Source organism: Rhodococcus sp. LMD (assembly GCF_056108245.1).
In genome coordinates, this window is sequence record NZ_CM148557.1 from 4392148 (window position 1) to 4414442 (window position 22295).

Consider the following 22295-nt stretch of genomic DNA (forward strand, 5'->3'; position numbering starts at 1 on the left):
ATCATGCCGAAGATCACCTATCTCGTCCCCGACGGAACCACCCACATCGTCGATGTTCCTGCAGGACAAAGCATTATGGACGGCTCCGTGCGCAACAACCTGCCCGGCATCGTCGCCGAATGCGGCGGCAGCTGCTCCTGTGCGACCTGCCACGTACACGTCGACTCCGAGTTCGCCGATCTGTTCGGCGAGGCGACCGACGAGGAGCGCGACCTACTCGAATACGCCGACGACGTCGACGAACGCTCCCGACTGTCATGCCAGCTCATCGTGAACGCCGCATGCGAAGGCGTCCGAGTGATCGTGCCCGACTCCAACGGCTGACCCGGCGCTGCCTACCCTGCCCACCCTGCTCGCCTGCCTGCCCGCATCCCGAGATACCGCACAAAGGAACCACACCAATGACCGCACTCACCGGAACCACCGACTATCGGCAGTTCTACATCGACGGCGGCTGGGCCGACCCGTCGTCCTCACGCACCCTCGAGGTGCGGGCCGCGGCCACCGAGGAACGCCTCGGCAGCGTCCCGGAGGCTACCGAGCGGGACATCGACGACGCCGTTGCCGCCGCCCGCCGGGCATTCGACGACCCTCAGGGCTGGTCCCGCTGGGATCCGGCGCGCCGCCGCGAGGCGCTCGAGCGTTTCGCGGTGGCACTGGAGAAGCGCGCCCCCGAAACCGCGACCCGAGTGAGCTCGCAGAACGGTATGCCGATCTGGCTCGCTCAGCAGTTCGAGGGCGGGTTCCCGGCCCTGCTGCTGCGCTACTACTCCGGCCTGGTCGCCGACACCCCCCAGGAGGAGACCCGGCAGGGCATGCTCGGCGGGCAGGCGCGGGTGATCCGTGAGCCGATCGGGGTGGTCGGCGCGATCGTCCCGTGGAACGTCCCGCAGGGAATCACCTTCCTCAAGCTCGCCCCCGCCCTGGCCGCCGGGTGCACGGTCGTGCTCAAGCCTGCTCCGGAGACGGTCCTCGACGCCATGCTGATGGCCGAGGCAGCCGCCGAGGCAGAACTGCCGGCGGGCGTGCTGAACGTCGTGCCCGGCGGAGGCGATGTCGGGGCCTACCTGGTAGCCCATCCGCAGGTGGACAAGGTCTCGTTCACCGGGTCGACGGCGGCCGGCCGGACGATCGCCGAGACGTGCGGGCGCCTGCTGCGCCCGGTGACCCTCGAGCTCGGCGGCAAGTCCGCCGCGATCGTCCTCGACGACGCCGACCTGGCTTCGACGATCGAGAGTTTCTTCGCCTCGACACTTCTCAACAACGGCCAGATCTGCTGGCTCTCGACCCGCGTACTGGCGCCGCGATCGCGATACGCCGAGGTCGTCGACACCGTCAGCGGACTCGTGTCCTCCCTGCGGATCGGCGACCCCCTGGCCGAGACCACTCAGGTCGGTCCGCTGGTCTCGGCACGGCAACGCGATCGGGTCGAGTCCTACATCGCCAAGGGGAAGGCCGAGGGGGCCCGGCTCACCGTCGGCGGCGGCCGGCCGGAGGGCCTCGACCGCGGCTGGTACGTGCAGCCGACCGTGTTCGCCGATGTCGACAACAACCACACCATCGCCCAGGAGGAAATCTTCGGGCCGGTCCTGTCGGTGATCCCGTACACCGACGAGGACGAGGCCGTTGTCATCGCCAACGCCTCGGACTACGGCCTGGGCGGCAGTGTCTGGACCGCCGACCCGGAGCGTGGCGAGGCCGTCGCCCGCCGGGTGCGCACCGGCAGCATCGGCATCAACGGCTACGTCAACGACCCCGTCGCCCCCTTCGGCGGAATCAAGGCCAGCGGCATCGGCCGTGAACTCGGACCCGAGGCCCTGCACAGCTACCAGGTCCTCAAGACCGTCTATCTCGACGCCTCGGCCGCGCAGGCCTGAGCAGAACCCGTCACACCGACCCACAACCGAGGAGTCCTCATGAAAAGCCGCGGCGCCGTTCTCCGCCAAGCCCCTGGCAAGTTCGAGATCGTCGACCTCGTCGTCGACGAACCCCGACAGAACGAGATCCGAGTCCGGATGGTCGCCTCAGGGCTGTGCCACTCCGACGACCACATGGCCACCGGTGACCTCCCCGTCGCTGTCTACCCGGTCTGCGGTGGACACGAGGGCGCCGGCATCGTCGAGTCGGTCGGCCCGAACACCTCCGGCTTCGAACCGGGAGACAAGGTCATCTTCTCGTTCCTGCCTGCCTGCGGAAAATGCCGCTGGTGCTCCACCGGGCACCAGAACCTCTGCGACCTCGGCGCCAATGTCCTGGTCGGCTCGCGCTGGGAAGATCCGACGAGCTTCCGGCTGCAACTCGAGGACGGCACCCCCGTCGCCCAGGCGCTCGGCATCTCCACCTTCTCCGAATACACGACGGTCGCCGTCGACTCCGCCATCAAAGTCCCGGCGGACACCCCGCTGGAAAAGGCGTGCCTGCTCGGTTGCGCAGTCGGGACCGGCTGGGGCTCGGCGGTCAACACCGGCAAGGTGCAACCCGGCGACACCGTGCTGATCCTCGGTGTCGGCGGCATCGGCGCAAACGCCGTCCAGGGTGCCGTGCACGCCGGCGCGGCACGGGTAATCGTGGTCGACCCGGTCGCCTTCAAGCGGGACATGGCGCTCTCGCTGGGTGCCACCCACGCATTCGCCACCGTCGAGGAGGCCATCGAGACCGCGAAGAGCTTCACCAACGGCCAGGGCGCCGACGTCGCGATCGTCACCGTCGGCGTCATCACCGGCGACCACATCGCGCAGGCATTCGCCGGGATCCGCAAGCAGGGCACGGTCGTTGTCACTGCCCTCGGAAACGCCACCGCCGTCGGCATCCCGGTACCGATCCTCGAATTGATCCTCTATGAGAAGAAGATCGTGGGTTCGCTGTTCGGCTCGTCGAGCCCGCGCGCAGACATCCCCAAGCTGCTCGACCTCTACCAGGCCGGCTATCTGAAGCTCGACGAGTTGATCACCACCGAGTACGCCCTCGACGACATCAACCAGGGATACGACGACATGCGTGCAGGCACCAACATCCGCGGTGTCATCCGGTTCTAGCGACCGCACGACTGCGCCGATCCGGCCCCTCGGATCCCCTCCCCGCACCAACCTCGGCCCAATCCCAGAGAGGCACCGATGACCGTCACAGACGACCCGACCACCCAGCTACCGACACCCCACGGACCGTTCGTCGAGGACGATCGTGAAGCACACAGCTTCCGTGTCCACCGCTCCACCATGACCTCACCGGAGATTCATGCGATGGAACTCGAGCGGGTCTTCGCGCACAGCTGGCTCTACGTCGGCCACGAGTCGGAAATCCGCAAGAAGGGCGACTACGTGCGCCGCCCCGTCGGCGGACGCCAGGTCTTCATGGTCCGCGGACGATCGGGGCAGGTGAACGTCTTCCACAACACCTGCACCCACCGCGGCGCCATGGTCTGCCGCGCCGAACGCGGCAACGCCAAGATCTTCTCGTGCTTCTACCATGCCTGGTCGTTCAACACCGACGGCGAACTGGTGGGCATCCCGGACCGCCAGGCCTACGGCGACGACCTCGACTTCGGCAAACTCGGGCTCCGGCCCGCCGCCAAGGTCGCCAGCTACCGCGGCTTCGTCTTCCTCTCCTACGATCCCGACATCGTGCCCCTGGTCGACTACCTGGCGGGCGCCACGGAGTACCTCGACCTCGTCGTCGACGCGGTCGAGGACGCGGAAATCATCTCCGGAACCAACGAGTACGCGATCAATGCCAACTGGAAACTCCTGGCGGAGAACAGCATCGACGGCTACCACGCGGTCAGCACCCACGACACCTACTTCAAGTACCTGGTAGCGCTGGGCACCGACCTCGCAGGTGGGGTCCAGGGCACGGCGAAGGCGCTCGGCAACGGGCACGCGGTACTCGAATACACCGCACCGTGGGGCCGACCGGTGGCGAAGTGGGAGCCGCTGTTCGGTGAGGGCGCGCGCGAGGAGATCGGCCGGCTGCGCGCCGAACTCGTGGCCAAGCACGGCGAAGAGCGCGCCGCGCGCATGGCCGACGTCAACCGCAACCTGTTGATCTACCCGAACCTGGTGATCAACGACATCATGGCTGTCACCGTACGCACCTTCATGCCTGTCTCCGCGGACCGGATGGAGATCACCGCCTGGGAGCTCGCTCCGAGTCAGGAGCAATCCCAGCTGCGGCAGCGCCGTCTCGACAGCTTCCTCACCTTCCTGGGGCCCGGTGGCTTCGCCACCCCGGACGACATCGAAGCCCTTGAGTCCTGCCAGCAAGGCTTCCACAGCGGCGGAGTGGAGTGGAACGACATCTCACGCGGCATGGCGCGCACGCCCGAGGCCAATGACGAAGAGCAGATGCGTGCCTTCTGGCGACGCTGGAACGAGCAGATGATCGGAGAGGCCCGATGACCACCACCGCACCCGAGACCCCGAAGGCCGCGCCGGCGCCCTCCCCGCAGGTCGGCGACCTTCGGCAGGTCACCCGCAGCCGAGTCGAGGACCTGCTCTACCTCGAGGCCGAACTGCTCGACGACTGGGACCTCGACACCTGGATCACCCTCTACACCGACGACTGCCGCTACGTCGTGCCCTGCAACGACACCCCCGACGCCGACCCGGCCCGGGACCTGGTGCTCGTCGACGACGACCACCTGCGTCTGTCCTGCCGCGTGGAGCGACTCAATTCCCGCCGGGCACACCGGGAATACCCGCACTCGGCCACCAGCCACCAGGTGTCCAACGTGCGGCTGCGCCCGGTCGTCGACGGCACCGGCGGTGCAGCCGAGCTTCCGGTGGTCGCCGAGTTCGTCGTCTGGCGCTTCCGCGGCGAACGCTCCTACACCTACGCCGGCCGCTACCACTATCGACTGCGCGTCGTCGACGGGCACCTGCGGATCGCGTCGAAGCGGTGCGTGCTGCGCATGGGAAGCCTGCGCCAGGTGTCCGACGTCGCGATCATCCTGTGAACGCCGAACTGGACGGGGCACCGTTGCGGGGCCGCACCGTGGTCGTCACGGGAGGAGCGACCGGCATCGGTCTCGCGATCACCCGCAGGTTGCTCGCCGACGGCGCGTCGTTGCTCGTCGCTGCCCGGGACGAGGACGAACTCCATCGCGGGCTCGGGGCGCTGAGCGCACCCCCCGGCGTTCCCGAGCCCACCGGATTCGTCGGTGATCTGGCGCTCCCGGGCGCCGCGGACGCGATGCTCACCGCGGCCACGGACGCGTTCGGCCCGGTGTACGGACTCGTCAACAACGCCGGCGGGGGCGTCATCGCGCCGACGCTCCAGCACACCGAGCAGACGCTGAAGTCGACCATCGACAACAACCTGTGGACCACGCTGCGGGCCAGCATGGCGTTGCTCCCCCATCTCGTCGACAACGGCGGGGGACGCATCGTCAACATCGGCGCCGAGTCCGTGCGCAACGGGCTCACCGCCCACGCGGTCTACAACGCCGCAAAGGGCGGGGTGCACGCGTTCGCCGTCGGATTGGCGCGCGAGTTCGCGCCCGCAGGCATCACCGTGAACACCGTGGCGCCGGCCTACACCCTGACCGCGGAGCTGGCCGCCGCGATCGAAGCGAACCGCCTCCCCGAGGTTCTGCGGCCGGTCGTCGAGGACGCGGTGCGGCTCATTCCGATGGGACGCCCTGCCGTTCCCGACGAAGTCGCCGGCGCCGTCGCCTATCTCCTTCGCCCGGAATCCGGCTTCGTCACCGGCCAGGTGATCAGTGTGAACGGCGGCAGCAGCATGGGCTGAAACCTCTCCGCTCCGCCGCGGCACAGACCGACCCGCACCCAGCGTCCCTACCCCGAAAGGTGAGCCATGACCGGCGTATCCCACGTCGACGACACATCTCGTGTCACGGATGCTTCTGCTCCCGAACCACTGTCGACCCCCGGCACAGCAACCGAACTCTACCGGTCGGCCCGCGATCTGCTCCAGGATCTCGGCCGCGACTACCGCAAGGCGGTCGACGAGTTCACCTGGCCGGATCTCGGGGAGCGGTTCAACTGGGCCGTGGACTGGTTCGACGCGATCGCACGGGGCAACGACCGGGTGGCCCTGTGGATCGTGGAGGAGAACGGCGCCGAGGCGAAGTACACCTTCGACGAGCTCGCACGCCGGTCCGATCAGGTCGCCGCCCATCTGGCCGCCCACGGGGTGGCCCGGGCCGACAGAGTCGTCCTCATGCTGAACAACCAGGTCGAACTCTGGGAGGCCATGCTCGCGGTCATGAAGCTCGGTGCGGTCATCATGCCCACGACCACCGCGCTGGGCCCGGTGGATCTGGCCGATCGCATCGGCCGGGGCGGTGCCCGGCACGTCGTCGCCAACGTCGCCGACACCGCCAAGTTCGACGAGATCGAGGGTGAGTACACGCGTTTCGTGGTCGGCGGCGGGCATGACGCGCCGGCCGGCTGGGTGCGCTTCGCCAGCGCGTACGCGCTCGACGTTCCCCGTGCAACGCACCCCGGTACCGCTCCGCACGACCCCCAGCTGCTGTATTTCACCTCCGGCACCACGAGCCGGCCGAAACTCGTCGAGCACACGCAGGTGTCCTACCCCCTCGGGCACCTCGCGACCTCGTTCTGGGTCGGAGCCGCACCCGGGGACGTCCACCTGAACATCAGTTCGCCGGGCTGGGCGAAGCACGCCTGGAGTTGCTTCTTCGCCCCGTGGATCGCCGAAGCGACGATCTTCGTCTACAACTATTCCCGCTTCGATGCCGCCGCGTTGCTCGGACAGATCCGCCGGGCCGGCGTGAGCACGTTCTGTGCTCCACCGACGGTGTGGCGAATGCTGATCAACGCCGACCTCTCCGGCGGCCCCGGGCAGCTGCGTGAGCTGCTTTCCGCGGGAGAACCGCTGAACCCCGAAGTCATGGATCAGGTGCGGCGGCAATGGGGATTGACGATCCGCGACGGGTTCGGCCAGACCGAGCTGCCACTGGCTGTCGGGAACGTACCCGGTATGCCGGTCAAGCCCGGATCGATGGGGCTGCCGTTGCCCGGTGTTCCGGTCGTGCTGGTCGATCCGCTGTCCGGCGCGCGGGTCGACGGAGTCGGAGAGGGTGAGCTCTGCGTCGATCTGACAGCGCGACCGATGAGCCTGATGACCGGCTACCTGGGCGATCCCGAACGCAACGCCGAGGCGATGGCAGGGGGCTTCTACCACACCGGCGACGTCGCTTCCCGGGACGCCGACGGCTACATCTTCTATGTCGGGCGCACGGACGATGTGTTCAAGGCCAGTGACTACAAGATCTCGCCGTTCGAGCTGGAAAGCGTGCTGATCGAGCATCCGGCGGTCGCCGAGGCCGCGGTCGTGCCGGCCCCCGACGAAGTCCGGCTGGCCGTGCCCAAGGCCTATGTCAGCCTCGCGCCGGGTCACGAGCCGACGCGGGCGACGGCACTGGCGATTCTGCGGCACGCCCGCGCGAACCTCGCGCCGTACCAGCGCGTACGCCGCCTGGAGTTCGCCGACCTGCCGAAGACCATCTCCGGCAAGATCCGCCGCGTGGAACTGCGTGGCCGCGAGGAATCCGGCGTCGCCGGTGCCGGTGAATGGCGCGACGACCAGTTCCCCGAATTGCGGTCCTGAGTCACGTCCCCCGGGGCTGCAAGCGCCCCGGGGTGCGCGAACGCACCTGAACGAGTCCTGGTTCCGTCGCAGGTCTCCGGGACCGAATCCCATTGTGATAGCTCCTGGTTCACGAACGACCAAGGCGTGCCCACGCGTGGCAGGCGGTGGATGGCCGGACAGCAGTACGTGGTCACGGTCTCGCCGCGACGCAGCTTCCGCCGGCGCTGGGTGGAAGTGTGCCTGCTGTGTACCCCGATATCGGGAGTTCGTCGTCAGCGGGCGTTTGCCGGTCCGGTGAGCGGGCGAACCGTGGCAATGAGCTCGGCGGCGTTGTCGCGGCGGATCGCGGCCGCGAGGTCGTCGGAGCAGGCGCCGAGGACGGCTCCGGGTGGTGTCTCGCGCGCGGCGAACGGGTAGTCGGTGCCCAGCAGGACGTGCTCGCCGCCGAATCGGGCGACGGCCTGGCCGAGTGCCGCCGCGTCGTAGGTGAGGGAATCGCACCACAGGTCCCGGGCCCGCACACTCGGCGCCGGTCCGGGCGTGCCGGAGAGAACGGCGCCTCGGTCGAGTCGGGGCAAGATCGCAGGCAGGGCGCCACCGCCGTGGGCCAGGCACAGGCGCACGCCCGGAGTACGGGTCCGCCCCGTGAGCAGTGCCGCCGCGGCGGTCGTTGTCTCCATGGGCATCCCCAGCCCGAACTCCAGGCCCAACTTCGACAGCCGCGGGTCGAGCGTCGTGTCCACCGGGTGCACCAGCACCAGTGCCGAGCGCTCGGCCGCAGCGGCGAAGAACTCGTCGAATGCGGGGTCGGCCAGCTCCCGCGTGCCGACACGAGTGCCGATCTCGACACCGAGGAAACCCAGTTCGTCGATGCAGCGGGAGAGCTCGGCGACCGCGGCGTCGGGGTCCTGCAAGGGAACGGCACCGAGGGCATACAGCCGCCCCGGTGCCTCGGCGACCAGTGCGGCGAAGGCATCGTTCTGCGCCGCAGCCAGGATCCGTGCGCCGTCGGCGGGCTGGTCGTGACACAACGTGACAGGAATTGGCGAGACGACCTGTGCTGCAATCCCCTCGGCGTCCATGTCGACGAGTCGGCGCTGGGCGGACCAGCACCGGTGGTCGATCTCGCGGTAGGGACGACCGCCGAGCAGGAGCTGGGCGCGTCGGGGATCGAGGAGTTCGATGGACGGCCAGCGTCCCGGTCGGCCGGACAGGTCCGGAAGCCGGGTACCGATCGCGTGGGTGTGAACGTCGATCGCCCCGAGAGGAAGCGGCAATCCGGCGTCGCCGTTCACGTGCGTGCTCATGCTGGCTCCCTCGACGACGCCCGCGGGGTCGATGTTCCGACGGTGTGGTCGACACCGTAACAAATCATGACTACAGGATTCAAGATGATTACGTCGGTCCACCTTCCCGAACCGGCCCGCCCGCTACACCCCGTACCCGGAGGCTCGTACCGTGCGATTCTCGCCAATCCTGCAGATACGATTGTGGTCGGACTACGGCCCCGCGCCGGCGTCTCCGGTATATACGCAGCTCACAGCCCTGAGAAGAGGTCGAACCTGATGACGTCATCGACTAGGAATCACCCGCGGACAGTGGACGGCCACGACAAGGGGCAGGCCCAGCGGTCGCTGTCGCGGGCACAACAGGTCGCGGTCGAAGTGGAGAACGAGCTGCTCGCCGCGCACACCCCGGTGGGGACCTCCCTCGGCCGACGTACGGACCTCATGGAGCGCTTCAGGGTCAGCCCGACGGTGATCAACGAGGCGTTGCGGATCCTGCGCGACCGCGGGCTCGTGGTGGTCAAGCCCGGGCCCGGCGGCGGGGTGTTCGTTGCGAGCCGGCCGCCGCAGGTCCGGCTCGGAGCGCTCGACCTGTGGTTCTCCGGAACAGGAACGGATCCACTGGATCTGTTCGAGGCCCGCATGCACTTGGAGGACGTCCTGACCAGGGTTGCCGTAGAGCGGGCGGGCCCGACGGACATCCGTGACATGGAATGGGCACTGGAGTCGATGCAGTCGGCGAGTACGCCGCGCGATTTCCTGGATGCAAACCTGAGGCTGCACCTGGCGATCGCGCGGGCCGCCCGGATCCCCGTGCTGGCGGGCATGTACGAGGCGATCGCCGCGATCATCGGAGGTGCGGCCACGCGCGTCGAACTGCTACCCGATCACGAGGAGATGTACCAGCACAGCATCGCCGTGCACGCCGAGATCGTGGCCGCGATCCGCGGCGGCGACCGCGAGGCGCTGGACAAGTGCCTGGACCTGCACCGTCAGGACCTGGTGCGGGCGGTGGATCCGACTCGTTCACCGGTGGCGCCGGAATAGTTGCCAACGATTGCGCTCCAGCCCTTGAATTATGCATGCATGATTCCGTAATGTTTTGTCTCGGCAGCGATGCCGAATGCATGAGGAGGAGTCATGGCAGAATTCCTCGGGTTGGGGATCACTCACTATCCCCTGCTCGCCGGCACCGACGAGCACATGGCTGGGCTACTGCGGTGGACCCTGACCGACCCGGACATCCCGGAAGACCTGAAGGATCCGGCGAACTGGCCGGCCCGGATGCGCCGCGAATGGGACGCCGACGGCGGCACAGCCGCCGCAGCCGCGCATCGCGCCGAGCTGGTCGAGCACCTCGCCCGGTGCAGGGCCGCACTCGACGAGTTCGAACCGGATCTCGTGGTGGTATGGGGTGACGACCAGTACGAGAACTTCCGCGAAGAGGTGGTGCCGCCGTTCTGCGTGCTGGCCTACGACGACCTCGAGGTCCCGGCGTTCGAGGTGATGAACGAGCGTGGCAGCCCCAATGCCTGGGGGCTACCCGACGACTTCACCATCACCCTGCACGGCGACCCGCACGCCGCGAGGAATCTGGCAAATGCCTTGATCGAGGACGGCTTCGACATGGCCTACTCGTACCGCAAGCGCGCCGAGGCTCACTTCCCGCACGCCATCCTCAACACACAGATCTTTCTCGACTACGAGAACGCGGGATCGAAACTCCCCTATCCGATCGTGCCGATCACCGTCAATTGCTATGGCCAGCACGCGATTGCCCGCAAGGGCGGCCTCGCTCGATTCGCCGACATCGCCGACGAACAGCTCGACCCGGTCGGCCCGACCCCGAACCGTTGCTTCGACCTCGGCGCCGCCGTGGCGCGCGCGTTCGCCGCGACCGACAAGCGGGTCGCCCTGGTGGCCTCGTCGAGCTGGTCGCATGCCTTCCTCACCGACAAGCTCTGGCATCTCCGCCCGGACACCCCGGTCGACGAGCGGCTCTACGACGCCTTCGTGCACGGGGACGTCGACACCTGGCGTGCAGTGAGCGGCGCCGAGATCGTCGAGTCCGGCCAGCACGAGATGCTCAACTGGTACTGCCTGCTCGGCGCAATGCACGAACTCGGGCTGCCCCTTACATGGTCCACCCTCGTCACCACCGACGTATTCAACTCCAACAAGTGCTTCGCCGTGTTCTCCGGCAAGCCCGACGATGCCTACGCCGGCGGTGCCGGTGGCCGGGCGGGACAGGAACCACGATGACCACCACCGACCTCGCCCAGGGCCGCCGAGTCGCCGTGCCCGGTGTTACCGCCGAGCCCATCGATACGTTCTACCTCGAGGCCGGCAGCAGCGATCCCGTTGTGCTGCTTCATGGATCCGGCCCCGGGGTGTCGGGCTGGGCGAACTGGCAGCACACGATTCCCGGGCTGGCCGAGCACTTCCGAGTGATCGCACCGGACACCGTGGGATACGGGGCCACCTCGCGTCCCGGGGACATCGTCTACTCACTTCGCACTTGGAGCGACCACATCCTCGGCCTGCTCGACGTGCTGGAACTCGATCGGGTGTCGCTCGTAGGCAACTCCCTGGGCGGACGGATGGCGCTCGACCTCGCCGAACGCCATCCGGAACGGATCTCCCGAATGGTCCTCATGGGTTCGCCCGGCGTCGGGATGACCGTGACCGACGGGCTGAAGGCTCTGCGCGCCTACGAACCCTCCCTGGAGAACATGCGGGCGCTGCTGCTCGACTACTTTGCGGTGAACCCGTCCATCATCACCGACGAGCTGGTCCGCATTCGCTACGAGGCGAGCCTGGAAACCTTCGACGCCTATCGCGCGATGTTCCTCGACCCCCGGCACAAAGGCAACGAACTCGGTATCACCGAGGAGCAAGTGCGGTCGATCCGCACGCCCTCGCTCCTGATTCACGGAAGGGAGGACAAGGTCGTGCCGCCGGAGGTCTCGTGGACCATGCTGCACCTGCTGCAGGACGCGGACCTGCACGTCTTCGCTCGTTGCGGGCACTGGACGCAGATCGAGCGGGCCGCGGAATTCAACGAACTCGTCGCGGACTTCCTGCGGGGCTGAGCGCCGTCACCCACTGTGCGGAGCACAGAGTTCGTTGTCGGCTGCGTCCGTTGGCAGCGACCACGCGAGGGACTTCGGGACGCCGGACAGCGGGAACCGCGGCCCGACTCGCGTGGAGTCGGGCCGCCGTTGTCTATGACACCTCCCGCTCCGGTGAGCGGTCAGGACTCAGCCGAAGGAGAAGTGGTGGCTGCCGACGAACCGGGTCTGCGCCGGGCCGGGGATCGAGACGTCGATCGACCCGACGCTCCGGTACACGTGGTCGTCGTCCTGACAGTCCGCGTCGACCGTGTAGTCGCCGTCGGGCACGTTCTCGAACTTCACGGTTTCGTAGTCGGCGTAGTAGATCTCGGCCACTCGCACGTCGGGGATTCCGTCGATCACCGCGTTGCAGTAGTGCGGGTAGTCCGCCTCGGGAGCCCGGTAGTAGATGAACTTGACCGTGATCGTGTTCTCCCGCACGCTCACGCTCCAGCTGCCGTACGGGTAGGGATCCACTGCTGATGCCGTGGGCGCGAGGCCCGTCATCAATGCGAGCGGCGCCGCGAGGGCGACCGCCGCGCGTCCGAGCTTCGAGCCCTTCATGGGCGTTCCTTTCGACCGTCGACCAGCCCGACCGGTTCAATGGTCGACCCAGGAACGGGTACAGGAACTGCAAAGCGCCGCAGTCGAACACAACCCGTGATCAACATCGGCCGACTGTCACCCGGCCGTGACCGGGCGTGTCACGGAACAGTCACGCCGCGTGCCCGTGGCACCGACGATGCAGGGCACGCACCTCGTCGACGAGTTCCGGCACCGGGCCCTCGACGGTCACCGCGGGCGCGACCTCCCGGATCGGCAGTGACCGGACGGGCGCCGGCGGCACGCCCATCTCCTCCAGCCAGCCGGCGAGTTGCGCCGACGAGGCCACATACACGACGCGGCCGAGCCCGACCCAGCCGTGCGCGGCCGCGCACATCGGGCAGTGCTCCCCGGAGGTGTACATCGTCGCGCCGGCACGCGCGGCCTCGCTCATGTGTGCGGCGGCCCAGCGGGCCAGTTCGAACTCGGGATGCCTGGTCCGGTCCCCGCCCGCGACGCGGTTGCGGTCCTCGGCGAGGCGCGTGCCGTCGGCCGCCACCAGCACCGAGCCGAACGGTTCGTCGCCGGCGTCCAGCGCCTCCCGCGCCAGTTCCACACACCGCCGCAGGTGCGTCATCTCCGATTCGTCGATCACGTGGTCCTCCCGGTGTCGCGGCCGTCGACCGCATCATGCCACCGCGGCCGGTGGACCGTCCTCAGCCCGCGCAGGTGCCCTCGTCGGGCGCTCCCGCGAACCGCCGGTCCATCCAGTCCAGGCCTTCCACGGCGGCCGGCAGCAGGCCGATCCCGTGACCCGCGCCGGTCCCGCGCAGCACCGGCGGAACGGCGTAGCGGCGATAGGTGACGGATGTTCCTCCCGCACACCACTTCCCGACCATCGCGTCGACGCCGCTCACCTGAACGAAGTCGTCCGTCGCGTTCTGCGCGACGAACGTCGGGATCGTGGGGGCGATGTTGCCGAGCTCCTGCTCACGCACCAGCGACGCCCACGGTTCGGCGGCCAGGTGGTCGGCGATGGGACGGCCGTCGACCGTGTACCAGGCCGTGGGGAAGAACGGATTCATGCGGGGCGCGTCGTAGACGCAGTAGGTCTCGGCACGCGCGAGAATGTCGCGTCCGGCGGGATTGAACGCCCCGAACAGTTCCTCGCGGACCTGCGGATAGGCCGCGGCGAAGCCGTTGACCACCCAGCCGATCCCGCCGGAGAGCAGCGATCCGTCGCCGGCGACGGCGAGGTCGGCGAGCGAGGCGGGCGGGGAACCCGCGACCGCGGCGACGACGGGCAGTTCGGGGGCGTAGGTGTCGGCCAGCTCCGCGGCCGCCGCCGACGACATGCCGCCCTGCGAGTAGCCCCAGAAGCCGATGCGGGTGCCCTCGTCGATACCGCGGTCGGTCAGTCGCAGCGCCGCACGAGCCATGTCGAGCATGGCGTGCCCCTGCGAGACGCGGTTCAGGTAGGGATGCCCACCGGGCGTGCCGAGGCCCTCGTAGTCGGTCATCGCGACGGCGTAGCCCCGCGCGAGCAGCGGCACGATGTGCAGGTATTCGTACTCCTGGAGGTGGTTCGTCAACTTCGACGGCGCGCACTGGTCGCCCATGCCCTGCGTGCCCGGACCGAGGACGACCGTCGGGCGCGGACCGTCGCCGGCCCAGGGCCGCGACGGCACGAATACCGTGCCGGTGACCGCGATCGGGCCGCCCGTGGCGTTCTCGCTGCGGTACATCACCCGGGTGGCGAGGGCGTCGAGCGCCGGGGCGACGACGGGCTCGGCGCGCAGGACGTCGCCGGACGCGCCGCCGGGCAGCGGATCGGGTGGGAGGTAGAACGCGTCGTGGCCCGATGCGGACCCCGTGGGAGCGGCGGCCGCGACGGACCCTGCGACGAGTGGCGCCAGCAGCATCGTCAGGGCGGCGGTGAACAGGCGGGCGGTGGGCGTCGGCATGCCGAGCATTCTGCACACATATGTACTCCGAAGGAAGGCGCCGCGACGAGGTTTCTGAAACGAGTTCTACGATCGTTCCGGTGCTGCGGCCCGATGAGCGGGACGAGCGCCGCCGGCATTCTCCCGCCGCGGCTAGGGTCCGGGTCTCCGCTGTATCCGCAGGACGGAAGGGACGCGACCATGACCGTCGAAGAGCGACTGGCCCGGCTCGAGGCGCTCGAGGAGATCCGGATGCTCAAGCACCGGTACTTCCGCGCGTGCGACGCCAAGGACCCGGAGGGCATGCGCGACTGCTTCGTCGCCGAAGGCGCCGACATCTACTACGGCCCCGCACTGGGCAGCTTCGACGACGCCGACGGTCTCGTCGCCGTCTACGCCCGTCGCGCCCTCGAACGCGTCGACGACCGGTACGTCATCCTCGACATGCACCACGGCATGCACCCGAGCCTCGAGATCACCGGCGACGGCACCGCCACCGGGGCGTGGACGCTGCGGTTCCGGCAGGTCGATCTGCGGGCCCGCACCGAGCGGGTCAGCGCACTCGACTACGACGACGACTACGTCGTCGAGGACGGACAATGGAAGATCGCCCGGTGCCACGTGCGGGTGCACTGGTCCATCGAACGCCCACTGACCGACGACGTGAAAGTGGCGCAGTGACATGCCCGAAGACATGACCGAACGCAAGGTAGCCCTCGTCACCGGCGCGAGCCGCAGCGTCGGCAAGGGCGTTGCGTGCACACTCGGCTCCGACGGCTGGACCGTCTACGTCACCGCCCGCGGCCCGGTCGGCACCGACGGCCCACTGGACCGCACCGCCGCCGAGGTCACCGCCCGCGGCGGGACCGGCATCGCCGTGCAGTGCGACCACACCGACGACGAGCAGATCCAGGCGCTGTTCCGGCGCATCGCCGACGAGCAGGGCGGCCGGCTGGACCTGCTGGTGAACAACGTGTGGGCCGGGCCGCCCGGTTTCGCGGGTTTCTCCGAGCCGTTCTGGCAGCGCCCACTCTCGGACTGGGACTCGCTCGTCGGCCTCGGGCTGCGTGCGCACTACGTCGCGTCCGTCGAGGCGGCGAAGCTCATGGTGCCGCGCGGCAGCGGAACGATCGTCAACATCTCCTCGTTCGGCACGCGCGGCTACCTGCACTCGGTGCTGTACGGCATCTCGAAGGCGGGGCTGGACAAGATGGCCGCCGACATGGCCGTGGACCTGCGCGGGACCGGTGTGACCGCCCTGTCGGTGTGGCCGGGGCTGGTCAAGAACGAGGCCATGCTCGCCCGCGGCATCGACAACTTCGAGGGCTTCTCCCTCGCCAACGCCGAGACCCCCGAATTCGTCGGACGGGTGATCGTCGCGCTCGCGAACGACCCGAAGGTGAACAAGCGCAGCGGGCACACCCTGATCACCGCCGAGACCGCCCTCGACTACGGGGTCGTCGACGTCGAAGGCAATCAACCGGATTCGCACCGGGGGGCGTTCGGCGGCGGCCCGCTGTACTGATCCGCGGAGGGCGCCGAATCCTCTGTGGTCCCTCCCGGGAACGAGATAGCCTCCGGGAAAGGGCGAGAGGGCGGGCACCATGCACAGCGAGAAGATCCCCGTCGCCGGCTCCGGCGGCACGGAATCGACGGCGGTGCTGGATCTGCCGGGAGGCCCGCCGCGCGCGTTCGCACTGTTCGCCCACCGCTCCGGCACGGCAGCGTCGCGGATCTCGGAGACCCTCACCGAGCACGGCCTCGGCGTCCTGCGCGTCGGCTGCCAGGGCACCGCCTCGGAGTCCGAGGTCGCCGCTCTCGTGCACGCCGCGAATCACCTACGCGACCACTACGCCGCTCCCAGCGTCCTGATCGGCCACTCCTTCGGGGGCGCGGCCGTCCTCGCGGCGACCGAGCACGTGCCCGAGGCGCGAGCCGTGGTCACGATCGGCGCCCCTGCGGCGACCGAGCAGATCGACAAGCTCGGTGCCGCGCTGCTGGTGATGCACTCCCCCGACGACGACACCGTCGACATCGACAACGCCCGGCAGATCTTCGAGGCGGCCCGTCACCCCAAGTCCTTCCTGTCCGTCGACGGCGCCGACCACCTGCTCACCCGGCAGTCCGACGCCCGGTTCGTCGCCTCGACGCTGGCGGTCTGGGTGGGCAGATACCTCGACGAGCACACCGCGCCGCAGCCGTCCCCGGCCGAGGGCGTCGTCGACGTCTCGTGGAACGGAGCCACCCGGTTCGGGCAGCGCATCACCATGGGCCGGCACCTGGTGACCGCCGACGAACCCCCTCCCGCAGGCGACGACACCGGGCCGTCACCGTACGACCTGCTGCTCGCCTCCCTCGGCGCCTGCACGTCGATGACGCTGCGCATGTACGCCGACCGCAAGCAGTGGCCGCTCGAGAACGTGTCGGTTTCCTTGCATCACAGCCGCATCCACGCCGCCGACTGCGAGGACTGCGAGACCCGGACGGGGCGGCTCGACAGGGTCGAACGCGTGATCCGGCTCGCCGGTGATCTCGACGAGCAACAGCGGCAGCGCCTGCTCGAGATCGCCGACCGCTGTCCGGTGCACCGGACCCTGCACTCGGAGATCGTGGTGGACACCGCCCTGGCAGCCGGTGATCGGACCGACGACGTGCCGCCGCCCTGAGCGCCGTCCGTCAGCGGGTGTCACGCCAGGTGGCAGGCCACCTGCCCGCCCCCGGGCACCTCGGTGATCTCGGGGCGGCGTTCCCGGCACACCGGCAGCACCTTCGGGCAGCGGGTACTGAATGCGCACCCGGCGGGCGGGTTCGCCGGGTCGGGCAGCTCGCCCGTGAGCCGGATCCGTTCGCGGCGGCGCTGCCGTGCCGGATCCGGCACGGGCACCGCCGACAGCAGCGCCTGCGTGTACGGGTGCGCCGGCTCGGTGAACAGCCGCTCCGACGGACCCCACTCGACGATCCGGCCCAGGTACATCACCGCCGTGGTGTGGGCGATGTGCCGGACCACCGCGAGGTCGTGCGCGATGAACAGGTACGCGATGCCCAGCTCGGCGGAGAGCTCCTCGAGCAGCGCGATCACCTGGTTCTGGGTGGAGACGTCGAGGGCGCTCACCGCCTCGTCGGCGACGACCAGTTTCGGCTCCACCGCGATGGCCCGGGCGATGGCGATGCGCTGGCGCTGCCCGCCCGAGAACTCGTACGGGTAGCGCTCGGCGTGTTCGGGCCGCAGCCCCACCTGTTCGAGCAGCTGCTCGACCTTGCGGCGGCGGGCAGCGGCGTCGAGGTCGGTGTGCACCTCGAGCGGTTCGGCGACGGCGTCGCCGACCGTGCGCGACGGATCCAGCGACGAGTACGGGTCCTGGAACACCATCTGCATGTCGCGGCGCGCGGTGCGCAGCTCCGACTTTCCCAGGGCGGTGACGTCGACACCGTCGAGTACCACCGACCCGGCGGCGACGTCCACCAGCCGCAGGATGCCGCGCGCGGTGGTGGACTTCCCGGAGCCGGATTCTCCGACCAGGGCGAAGGTTTCGCCGGCCCGGATGTCGAACCCCACCTCGTCCACCGCGCGGATCGTGCGCTTCTTCGCGAACGCGCGCCCCCGCACCGGGAACTCGACCCGCAGACCCCGCACGCTCAGCAGCGGTGCGTTCCTGTCCTTCTCGACGATGGTCATCTGATGTTCGGCGCGGATACTGCCTCGTTCACGAGGGAGAGGAAGCGCCGTCCTCCTTTCGGGGGGAGTGGTGGGGTCGGGCGAACCTGTCGGTGGGGTCGGTTAGCGTGCCGGCATGGGGGTCGAGGTGGTGCGCTACAACTACCGGTTGCGGCCGGGCACCATCGCCGAACATGCCCTGATGCAGGAGTGGCATCGCTGCCGGTTCCTGTGGAACGAGGCGGTGCACCAACACAAGGCCGGTGGCAGGCCGACGTTCGGGAAGCTGGCCAAGCAGTTGACCGAGGCGCGGGCCCGCTCGTCGTGGTTGCGGGACGGCTCCCAGGTCGCCCAGCAGCAGATGCTGCGTACCTACGCGCAGGCGTTGGACGCGTCGTTCACGGTCGAGGGCCGGGGCCGGCCGCGGTTCAAGGCGCGGAGGAAGACCCGGCCCTCGCTCGAGTACACCCGCCGCGGGTTCCGGATCCGCGACGGCCGGTTGGTGCTGCCCAAAGGCGTGAGTGTGCCGGTGGTGTGGTCGCGGGCACTGCCGGCGGCGCCGTCGAGTGTGCGCATCACCCGCGATTGCCTGGGGCACTGGTACGCCTCGTTCGTGGTGACCCGCGAGGTGGAGCCGATCCCGGCCGCCGACCCGAACAGCGCGGTCGGGATCGACTGGGGCGTGGCCCGCACCGCGACGGCCACCGAGGAGCGGTTCGATCTGCCGCAGCACGGGCACCGGAGACGGTGTGCGGCGCAGGTGGCGAGAGCGCAGCGGACGATGGCGCGGCGCCGCCGAGGCACGGGGCACCCGCCCTCGAGGGGCTATCGGCGGGCCCGCACCCGGGCCGCGAAGGTGCAGAAGAAAGCGGCCCGGCGCAGCCGGCACGACGGCCGGATCTGGGCCCGGGCCGTGGTCGAGGCGCATCGTCTGGTCGCGGTGGAGGATTTCCGACCCAAATTCCTGTCGAGGTCGACGATGGCGCGCACGGCCGCCGATGCCGCGGTCGCGACGGTGAAACGGGAGTTGCTCGAGCGGGGCAGGCGGGCCGGCCGGAAGGTGGTGCTGGTGCGGCCCGCGTACACGACCATGACGTGTTCGAGGTGTTTCGCGAGAGCCAAGCAACGCCTCGGACTCGGGGAACGTATCTTCCGGTGCTGGGCGTGCGGGCATACCGCGTGCCGGGACCGGAACGCTGCCAGAGTGATTCTGGCTGTGGCGGAGCGTGGCCACACCGGTGTCGACGACGTGAGTCAAGCGGATCACCTCCCTCCGGGTGGTGGTGCGGTTGCGGTCTGAGTCGGGAATCTCCTGCCTTCAGGGAAGGAGAGACGTTAAGCGGTCCCCTCCAGGATCAGATCGGTCACCCGGGCGCAGCGCGCCGTCCGGTCGTCGCCCACGGCGAGCAGCGGCACGTCGGCGGCGCACTCGTCGGCCCGGTGGGGGCAGCGCGGCGCGAAGCGGCAGCCGACGGGGATCGAGCCGGGCGGCGGCGGTGAGCCGGCGATGGTGTGCAGTTCGCTGCGCCCGCCCACGTCGGGCACCGAACGCAGCAGGCCTGCGGTGTACGGGTGGCGGGGCGTCGCGTACAGCGGCTCGGTCCGTGCTCGTTCGACGACCTGCCCCGCGTACATCACGACGACCTCGGTGCACAGGTCGGCGACCACCCCGAGGTCGTGGGTCACGAACAGCACGCCCATCCCGAACCGGCCGGCCATCTCGCGGATCAGGTCGAGCACCTGCGCCTGGATGGTGACGTCGAGCGCGGTGGTGGGTTCGTCGGCGATGAGCAGCTTCGGTTCGCACGCCAGCGCCATCGCGATCATCACCCGCTGCCGCATGCCGCCGGAGAACTCGTGCGGGTACTGCCGGATCCGGCGGGCGGCGTCGGGGATGCCGACGAGGTCGAGCACCTCGACCGCGCGGGCCGTCGCCGCCTTCCGGTTGACGCGGCGGTGCCGCCGTACCACTTCGGCGATCTGGTCGCCGACCGTGAACACCGGGTTCAGGCTCGTCATCGGCTCCTGGAAGATCATGGCGATGTCGTTGCCGCGCACCGCTTCCAGTTCGCGCGACGGCATGTTCAGCAGGTCGCGGCCCTGGAAGCGGATGCGACCGGCGACGGTGCGGGACTGCCGGGGTGGCAGCAGCCGCAGCACCGACGAGCAGGTGACGGACTTGCCGGAGCCGGATTCGCCGACGAGGCCGACGAGTTGCCCGGCCGCGACGTCGAAGGAGACGTCCTGCAGCACCGGCGTCCAGCCGGACGCGGTGGCGAACTCGACGCCGAGACCGTCGACGCTCAACAGGGGTTCGGTCACTTCTCGCTCCGATTCTCGCGGCCCACCGAATCGCGGATCCCGTCGCCGAGGGTGTTGCAGGCGAGCACGGCGAGGATGATCGCGACGGCGGGGATCAGCACGGGCCAGGCGGTGTAGTTCCACGCCTCGCGGCCCTCGGCCAGCATCCGCCCCCAGCTCGGGTCCGGTGGTTGCACGCCGAGTCCGAGGAAGCTGAGCGAGGATTCGGCGAGCATCGCGAAGCCGCACGCGAGGCTGATCTGCACGATGAGCGGGGAGAGGGTGTGCGGGAGGATGTGCTGGCGCACGATCCGCGCGGTGGGGGTGCCGATGCTGCGGGACGCCTCGATGAAGGTGTTCTCCCGCACCGCGATCACCGCGCCGCGCACGACGCGGAAGAACCTCGGGCCGAACACGATTCCGATCGCGAACATGGCGTTGGTGAGGTCGGGTCCCATGACGCCGACGATCGCCATCGCCAGCAGCAACGGCGGGAAGCTGAGGAACGCGTCGGCGATGCGGGAGAGCAGCGCGTCCCAGCGGCCGCCGAGGAACCCGGCCACGAGGGCGGGGATCACGCCGATGAGCAGGCCGACGGTCACCGAGATCGCCGCGGCGGTGACCGCGACGCGGGCGCCGTACAGCAACCGCGACAGGGTGTCCCGGCCGAGGTTGTCGGTGCCGAGCAGGTAGCCGTCGGACAGCGGCGGCAGCCGGCGGGCCGTGAGTTCCTGCACCAGCGGGTCGTGCGGGGCGATCAACGGGGCGGCGAGCCCGAGCACGGTGATCAGGGCCAGGAACACCGCCGCGGCGACGGCGGCCCGCCGGCCCCGGAACCGGCGCAGGAACCTGCGGCGCGGCGATTCGACGGCGGCCGGCGCCGCCTCCACGACGGGCTGCGAGGGGGTGAGGGTGTCGCTCATGCCGCGCTCCTGGTCCGAGGGTTGAGGTACCCGTACGAGATGTCGACGAGCAGGCTCATCACGACGGTGGCGAAGACACCGAAGATGACGACGCCCTGGATGGCGGGCAGGTCGCCGGACAGCACCGCCTGCACGGCGAAGTCGCCGAGTCCCTTGAGCCCGAACACCGACTCGATGACGGCCGTGCCGCCGAGCAGGAACGCGATCTGCATGCCGAGCACGGTCGCGGTGGGGATGAACGCGTTCTTCAGGGCGTGCTTCCACAGGACCGAGCGCCGCCCGAGTCCCTTGGCGGTGGCGGTGCGCACGAAGTCCTGCTGCATCACCTCGATCATGGAACTGCGCAACTGGCGGGCGATCTCGGCGGCGGCGGCGAGGCCCAGCGCGATCGCCGGCAGCAACAGGTGACTGAGCCACGGCCACACGCCCTTGGCGAGCGGGGTGTAGCCGGTGGCGGGCAGCACCCTCAGTTGCAGCGCGAAGACGAGGACCAGGATGAGGCCGAGGACGAAGTTCGGGGTCGCGACGCCCAGGGTGGAGCCGACGCTGGTGGCGCGGTCCTGCCAGCTGCCCGGCCGGCTGCCGCCGACGATGCCGGCCGGGATGCCGACGGCCAGCGCGACGAGCACCGCCACCAGGGTCAGGGACACGGTGACCGGCAGCCGGTCGACGATCATCTCGAGCACGGGCGCCTTGTAGGTGAAGCTGGTGCCCAGATCACCCCGCACCAGTCCGCCGAGGAAGTCGGCGTACTGCACGACGACGGGCTGGTCGAGCCCGAGTTCGGTGCGCACCAGTTCGATCTGTTCGGGTGTCGCGGTCTCACCGGCGATCCGGTGTGCGGGATCGCCGGGGATCAGGAAGATCAGGCCGAAGGTGATGGCGGTGGCGATCAGCAGCAGCGGTAGCACCGCGAGCAGCCGTTGCCCGATCAATCGAAGCATCCTGCCGGTCCTTTA

General features: G+C 69.4%; 22 protein-coding genes. 14 read left to right on the forward strand and 8 right to left on the reverse strand.

Annotated features, from left to right (window positions below; genetic code table 11):
* Nucleotides 1-3: 3 nt before the first annotated feature.
* The 7 genes from ACWPQI_RS19985 (at nt 4) to ACWPQI_RS20015 (ending at nt 7590) form a co-directional block, all read left to right on the forward strand.
* The gene (locus ACWPQI_RS19985; RefSeq protein ID WP_010593404.1) at nt 4-324 is read left to right on the forward strand and encodes a 2Fe-2S iron-sulfur cluster-binding protein; all 321 of its coding nucleotides are present in this window, start codon (nt 4-6) and stop codon (nt 322-324) included.
* 77 nt (nt 325-401) lie between these two features.
* Nucleotides 402-1877 carry an aldehyde dehydrogenase gene (locus ACWPQI_RS19990; protein ID WP_010593405.1) on the forward strand — a complete coding sequence of 492 codons (1476 nt, stop codon included), beginning with the start codon at nt 402-404 and terminating at the stop codon, nt 1875-1877.
* A gap of 39 nt (nt 1878-1916) precedes the next feature.
* Nucleotides 1917-3035 (forward strand): NDMA-dependent alcohol dehydrogenase, encoded by a 1119-nt coding sequence (locus ACWPQI_RS19995; protein ID WP_064065720.1) that lies wholly within the window; start codon nt 1917-1919, stop codon nt 3033-3035.
* 78 nt (nt 3036-3113) lie between these two features.
* Nucleotides 3114-4394: an aromatic ring-hydroxylating oxygenase subunit alpha gene (locus ACWPQI_RS20000; protein ID WP_010593407.1), complete on the forward strand. Its 1281-nt coding sequence runs from the start codon at nt 3114-3116 to the stop codon at nt 4392-4394.
* Complete coding sequence (locus ACWPQI_RS20005) at nt 4391-4951, forward strand: aromatic-ring-hydroxylating dioxygenase subunit beta (RefSeq protein WP_010593408.1); 561 nt, start codon at nt 4391-4393, stop codon at nt 4949-4951. The genes ACWPQI_RS20000 and ACWPQI_RS20005 overlap by 4 nt, the downstream gene beginning before the upstream one ends.
* Nucleotides 4948-5745 carry an SDR family NAD(P)-dependent oxidoreductase gene (locus tag ACWPQI_RS20010; protein ID WP_010593409.1) on the forward strand — a complete coding sequence of 266 codons (798 nt, stop codon included), beginning with the start codon at nt 4948-4950 and terminating at the stop codon, nt 5743-5745. Before ACWPQI_RS20005 ends, ACWPQI_RS20010 begins: the two co-directional genes overlap by 4 nt.
* A 66-nt stretch (nt 5746-5811) precedes the next feature.
* Complete coding sequence (locus ACWPQI_RS20015; protein WP_234574751.1) at nt 5812-7590, forward strand: AMP-binding protein; 1779 nt, start codon at nt 5812-5814, stop codon at nt 7588-7590.
* 254 nt (nt 7591-7844) lie between these two features.
* Here the strand turns inward: ACWPQI_RS20015 and ACWPQI_RS20020 are convergent, their stop codons facing one another.
* A complete protein-coding gene (locus tag ACWPQI_RS20020) occupies nt 7845-8879 on the reverse strand; it encodes an amidohydrolase family protein (RefSeq protein ID WP_099528047.1) in 1035 nt (344 codons plus the stop codon).
* 258 nt (nt 8880-9137) lie between these two features.
* Between ACWPQI_RS20020 and ACWPQI_RS20025 the strand changes: the two genes are divergently transcribed.
* From ACWPQI_RS20025 to ACWPQI_RS20035, 3 genes are all read left to right on the forward strand, one after another.
* Nucleotides 9138-9905 carry a FadR/GntR family transcriptional regulator gene (locus ACWPQI_RS20025; protein ID WP_064065718.1) on the forward strand — a complete coding sequence of 256 codons (768 nt, stop codon included), beginning with the start codon at nt 9138-9140 and terminating at the stop codon, nt 9903-9905.
* A 93-nt stretch (nt 9906-9998) separates the two neighbouring features.
* Nucleotides 9999-11120, forward strand: a complete 1122-nt coding sequence (locus ACWPQI_RS20030; protein WP_010593413.1) for a DODA-type extradiol aromatic ring-opening family dioxygenase — start codon at nt 9999-10001, stop codon at nt 11118-11120.
* Nucleotides 11117-11950: an alpha/beta fold hydrolase gene (locus ACWPQI_RS20035; protein ID WP_474738463.1), complete on the forward strand. Its 834-nt coding sequence runs from the start codon at nt 11117-11119 to the stop codon at nt 11948-11950. Before ACWPQI_RS20030 ends, ACWPQI_RS20035 begins: the two co-directional genes overlap by 4 nt.
* Nucleotides 11951-12118: 168 nt before the next feature.
* Here the strand turns inward: ACWPQI_RS20035 and ACWPQI_RS20040 are convergent, their stop codons facing one another.
* The 3 genes from ACWPQI_RS20040 to ACWPQI_RS20050 all read right to left on the reverse strand — a co-directional run bounded on the left by ACWPQI_RS20040 (nt 12119) and on the right by ACWPQI_RS20050 (nt 14487).
* Nucleotides 12119-12535 carry a hypothetical protein gene (locus ACWPQI_RS20040; protein WP_010593415.1) on the reverse strand — a complete coding sequence of 139 codons (417 nt, stop codon included), beginning with the start codon at nt 12533-12535 and terminating at the stop codon, nt 12119-12121.
* A 151-nt stretch (nt 12536-12686) separates the two neighbouring features.
* Nucleotides 12687-13169, reverse strand: a complete 483-nt coding sequence (locus tag ACWPQI_RS20045) for a nucleoside deaminase (protein ID WP_040270242.1) — start codon at nt 13167-13169, stop codon at nt 12687-12689.
* 61 nt (nt 13170-13230) lie between these two features.
* The gene (locus tag ACWPQI_RS20050) at nt 13231-14487 is read right to left on the reverse strand and encodes a lipase family protein (protein WP_010593417.1); all 1257 of its coding nucleotides are present in this window, start codon (nt 14485-14487) and stop codon (nt 13231-13233) included.
* A 171-nt stretch (nt 14488-14658) separates the two neighbouring features.
* Between ACWPQI_RS20050 and ACWPQI_RS20055 the strand changes: the two genes are divergently transcribed.
* From ACWPQI_RS20055 to ACWPQI_RS20065, 3 genes are all read left to right on the forward strand, one after another.
* Nucleotides 14659-15138: a nuclear transport factor 2 family protein gene (locus tag ACWPQI_RS20055; RefSeq protein ID WP_474738464.1), complete on the forward strand. Its 480-nt coding sequence runs from the start codon at nt 14659-14661 to the stop codon at nt 15136-15138.
* A gap of 13 nt (nt 15139-15151) precedes the next feature.
* The gene (locus tag ACWPQI_RS20060) at nt 15152-15982 is read left to right on the forward strand and encodes an SDR family NAD(P)-dependent oxidoreductase (RefSeq protein ID WP_210063009.1); all 831 of its coding nucleotides are present in this window, start codon (nt 15152-15154) and stop codon (nt 15980-15982) included.
* Nucleotides 15983-16061: 79 nt separating this feature from the next.
* On the forward strand, nt 16062-17123 hold the full coding sequence (locus ACWPQI_RS20065) for a bifunctional alpha/beta hydrolase/OsmC family protein (RefSeq protein ID WP_010596831.1): 1062 nt from the start codon (nt 16062-16064) through the stop codon (nt 17121-17123).
* Between the two features lie 20 nt (nt 17124-17143).
* On the opposite strand, the gene ACWPQI_RS20070 is transcribed toward ACWPQI_RS20065, so the two are convergent.
* A complete protein-coding gene (locus ACWPQI_RS20070) occupies nt 17144-18133 on the reverse strand; it encodes an ABC transporter ATP-binding protein (RefSeq protein WP_474738465.1) in 990 nt (329 codons plus the stop codon).
* 115 nt (nt 18134-18248) lie between these two features.
* Here ACWPQI_RS20070 and ACWPQI_RS20075 point away from each other — a divergent pair, with 115 nt between their 5' ends.
* Nucleotides 18249-19412, forward strand: a complete 1164-nt coding sequence (locus ACWPQI_RS20075; protein ID WP_474738466.1) for an RNA-guided endonuclease InsQ/TnpB family protein — start codon at nt 18249-18251, stop codon at nt 19410-19412.
* Nucleotides 19413-19447: 35 nt separating this feature from the next.
* On the opposite strand, the gene ACWPQI_RS20080 is transcribed toward ACWPQI_RS20075, so the two are convergent.
* Genes ACWPQI_RS20080 through ACWPQI_RS20090 form a run of 3 tightly spaced genes read right to left on the reverse strand, consistent with a single transcriptional unit; the run spans nt 19448 to nt 22280 of the window.
* Nucleotides 19448-20434: an ABC transporter ATP-binding protein gene (locus ACWPQI_RS20080; RefSeq protein WP_237210661.1), complete on the reverse strand. Its 987-nt coding sequence runs from the start codon at nt 20432-20434 to the stop codon at nt 19448-19450.
* Entirely contained in the window at nt 20431-21336 is a 906-nt protein-coding gene (locus tag ACWPQI_RS20085) for an ABC transporter permease (protein WP_017679934.1), read from the reverse strand. Before ACWPQI_RS20085 ends, ACWPQI_RS20080 begins: the two co-directional genes overlap by 4 nt.
* Nucleotides 21333-22280, reverse strand: a complete 948-nt coding sequence (locus ACWPQI_RS20090; protein ID WP_026137578.1) for an ABC transporter permease — start codon at nt 22278-22280, stop codon at nt 21333-21335. Before ACWPQI_RS20090 ends, ACWPQI_RS20085 begins: the two co-directional genes overlap by 4 nt.
* Nucleotides 22281-22295: the final 15 nt, after the last annotated feature.

Bases quoted from the DNA above. Each gene is read 5' to 3' on its own strand.
- ACWPQI_RS19985 (WP_010593404.1), top strand. From the start codon at position 4: ATGCCGAAGATCACCTATCTCGTCCCCGACGGAACCACCCACATCGTC.
- ACWPQI_RS19990 (WP_010593405.1), top strand. From the start codon at position 402: ATGACCGCACTCACCGGAACCACCGACTATCGGCAGTTCTACATCGAC.
- ACWPQI_RS19995 (WP_064065720.1), top strand. From the start codon at position 1,917: ATGAAAAGCCGCGGCGCCGTTCTCCGCCAAGCCCCTGGCAAGTTCGAG.
- ACWPQI_RS20000 (WP_010593407.1), top strand. From the start codon at position 3,114: ATGACCGTCACAGACGACCCGACCACCCAGCTACCGACACCCCACGGA.
- ACWPQI_RS20005 (WP_010593408.1), top strand. From the start codon at position 4,391: ATGACCACCACCGCACCCGAGACCCCGAAGGCCGCGCCGGCGCCCTCC.
- ACWPQI_RS20015 (WP_234574751.1), top strand. From the start codon at position 5,812: ATGACCGGCGTATCCCACGTCGACGACACATCTCGTGTCACGGATGCT.
- ACWPQI_RS20020 (WP_099528047.1), bottom strand. From the start codon at position 8,879: ATGAGCACGCACGTGAACGGCGACGCCGGATTGCCGCTTCCTCTCGGG.
- ACWPQI_RS20025 (WP_064065718.1), top strand. From the start codon at position 9,138: ATGACGTCATCGACTAGGAATCACCCGCGGACAGTGGACGGCCACGAC.
- ACWPQI_RS20030 (WP_010593413.1), top strand. From the start codon at position 9,999: ATGGCAGAATTCCTCGGGTTGGGGATCACTCACTATCCCCTGCTCGCC.
- ACWPQI_RS20035 (WP_474738463.1), top strand. From the start codon at position 11,117: ATGACCACCACCGACCTCGCCCAGGGCCGCCGAGTCGCCGTGCCCGGT.
- ACWPQI_RS20040 (WP_010593415.1), bottom strand. From the start codon at position 12,535: ATGAAGGGCTCGAAGCTCGGACGCGCGGCGGTCGCCCTCGCGGCGCCG.
- ACWPQI_RS20050 (WP_010593417.1), bottom strand. From the start codon at position 14,487: ATGCTCGGCATGCCGACGCCCACCGCCCGCCTGTTCACCGCCGCCCTG.
- ACWPQI_RS20055 (WP_474738464.1), top strand. From the start codon at position 14,659: ATGACCGTCGAAGAGCGACTGGCCCGGCTCGAGGCGCTCGAGGAGATC.
- ACWPQI_RS20060 (WP_210063009.1), top strand. From the start codon at position 15,152: ATGACCGAACGCAAGGTAGCCCTCGTCACCGGCGCGAGCCGCAGCGTC.
- ACWPQI_RS20065 (WP_010596831.1), top strand. From the start codon at position 16,062: ATGCACAGCGAGAAGATCCCCGTCGCCGGCTCCGGCGGCACGGAATCG.
- ACWPQI_RS20070 (WP_474738465.1), bottom strand. From the start codon at position 18,133: ATGACCATCGTCGAGAAGGACAGGAACGCACCGCTGCTGAGCGTGCGG.
- ACWPQI_RS20075 (WP_474738466.1), top strand. From the start codon at position 18,249: ATGGGGGTCGAGGTGGTGCGCTACAACTACCGGTTGCGGCCGGGCACC.
- ACWPQI_RS20085 (WP_017679934.1), bottom strand. From the start codon at position 21,336: ATGAGCGACACCCTCACCCCCTCGCAGCCCGTCGTGGAGGCGGCGCCG.
- ACWPQI_RS20090 (WP_026137578.1), bottom strand. From the start codon at position 22,280: ATGCTTCGATTGATCGGGCAACGGCTGCTCGCGGTGCTACCGCTGCTG.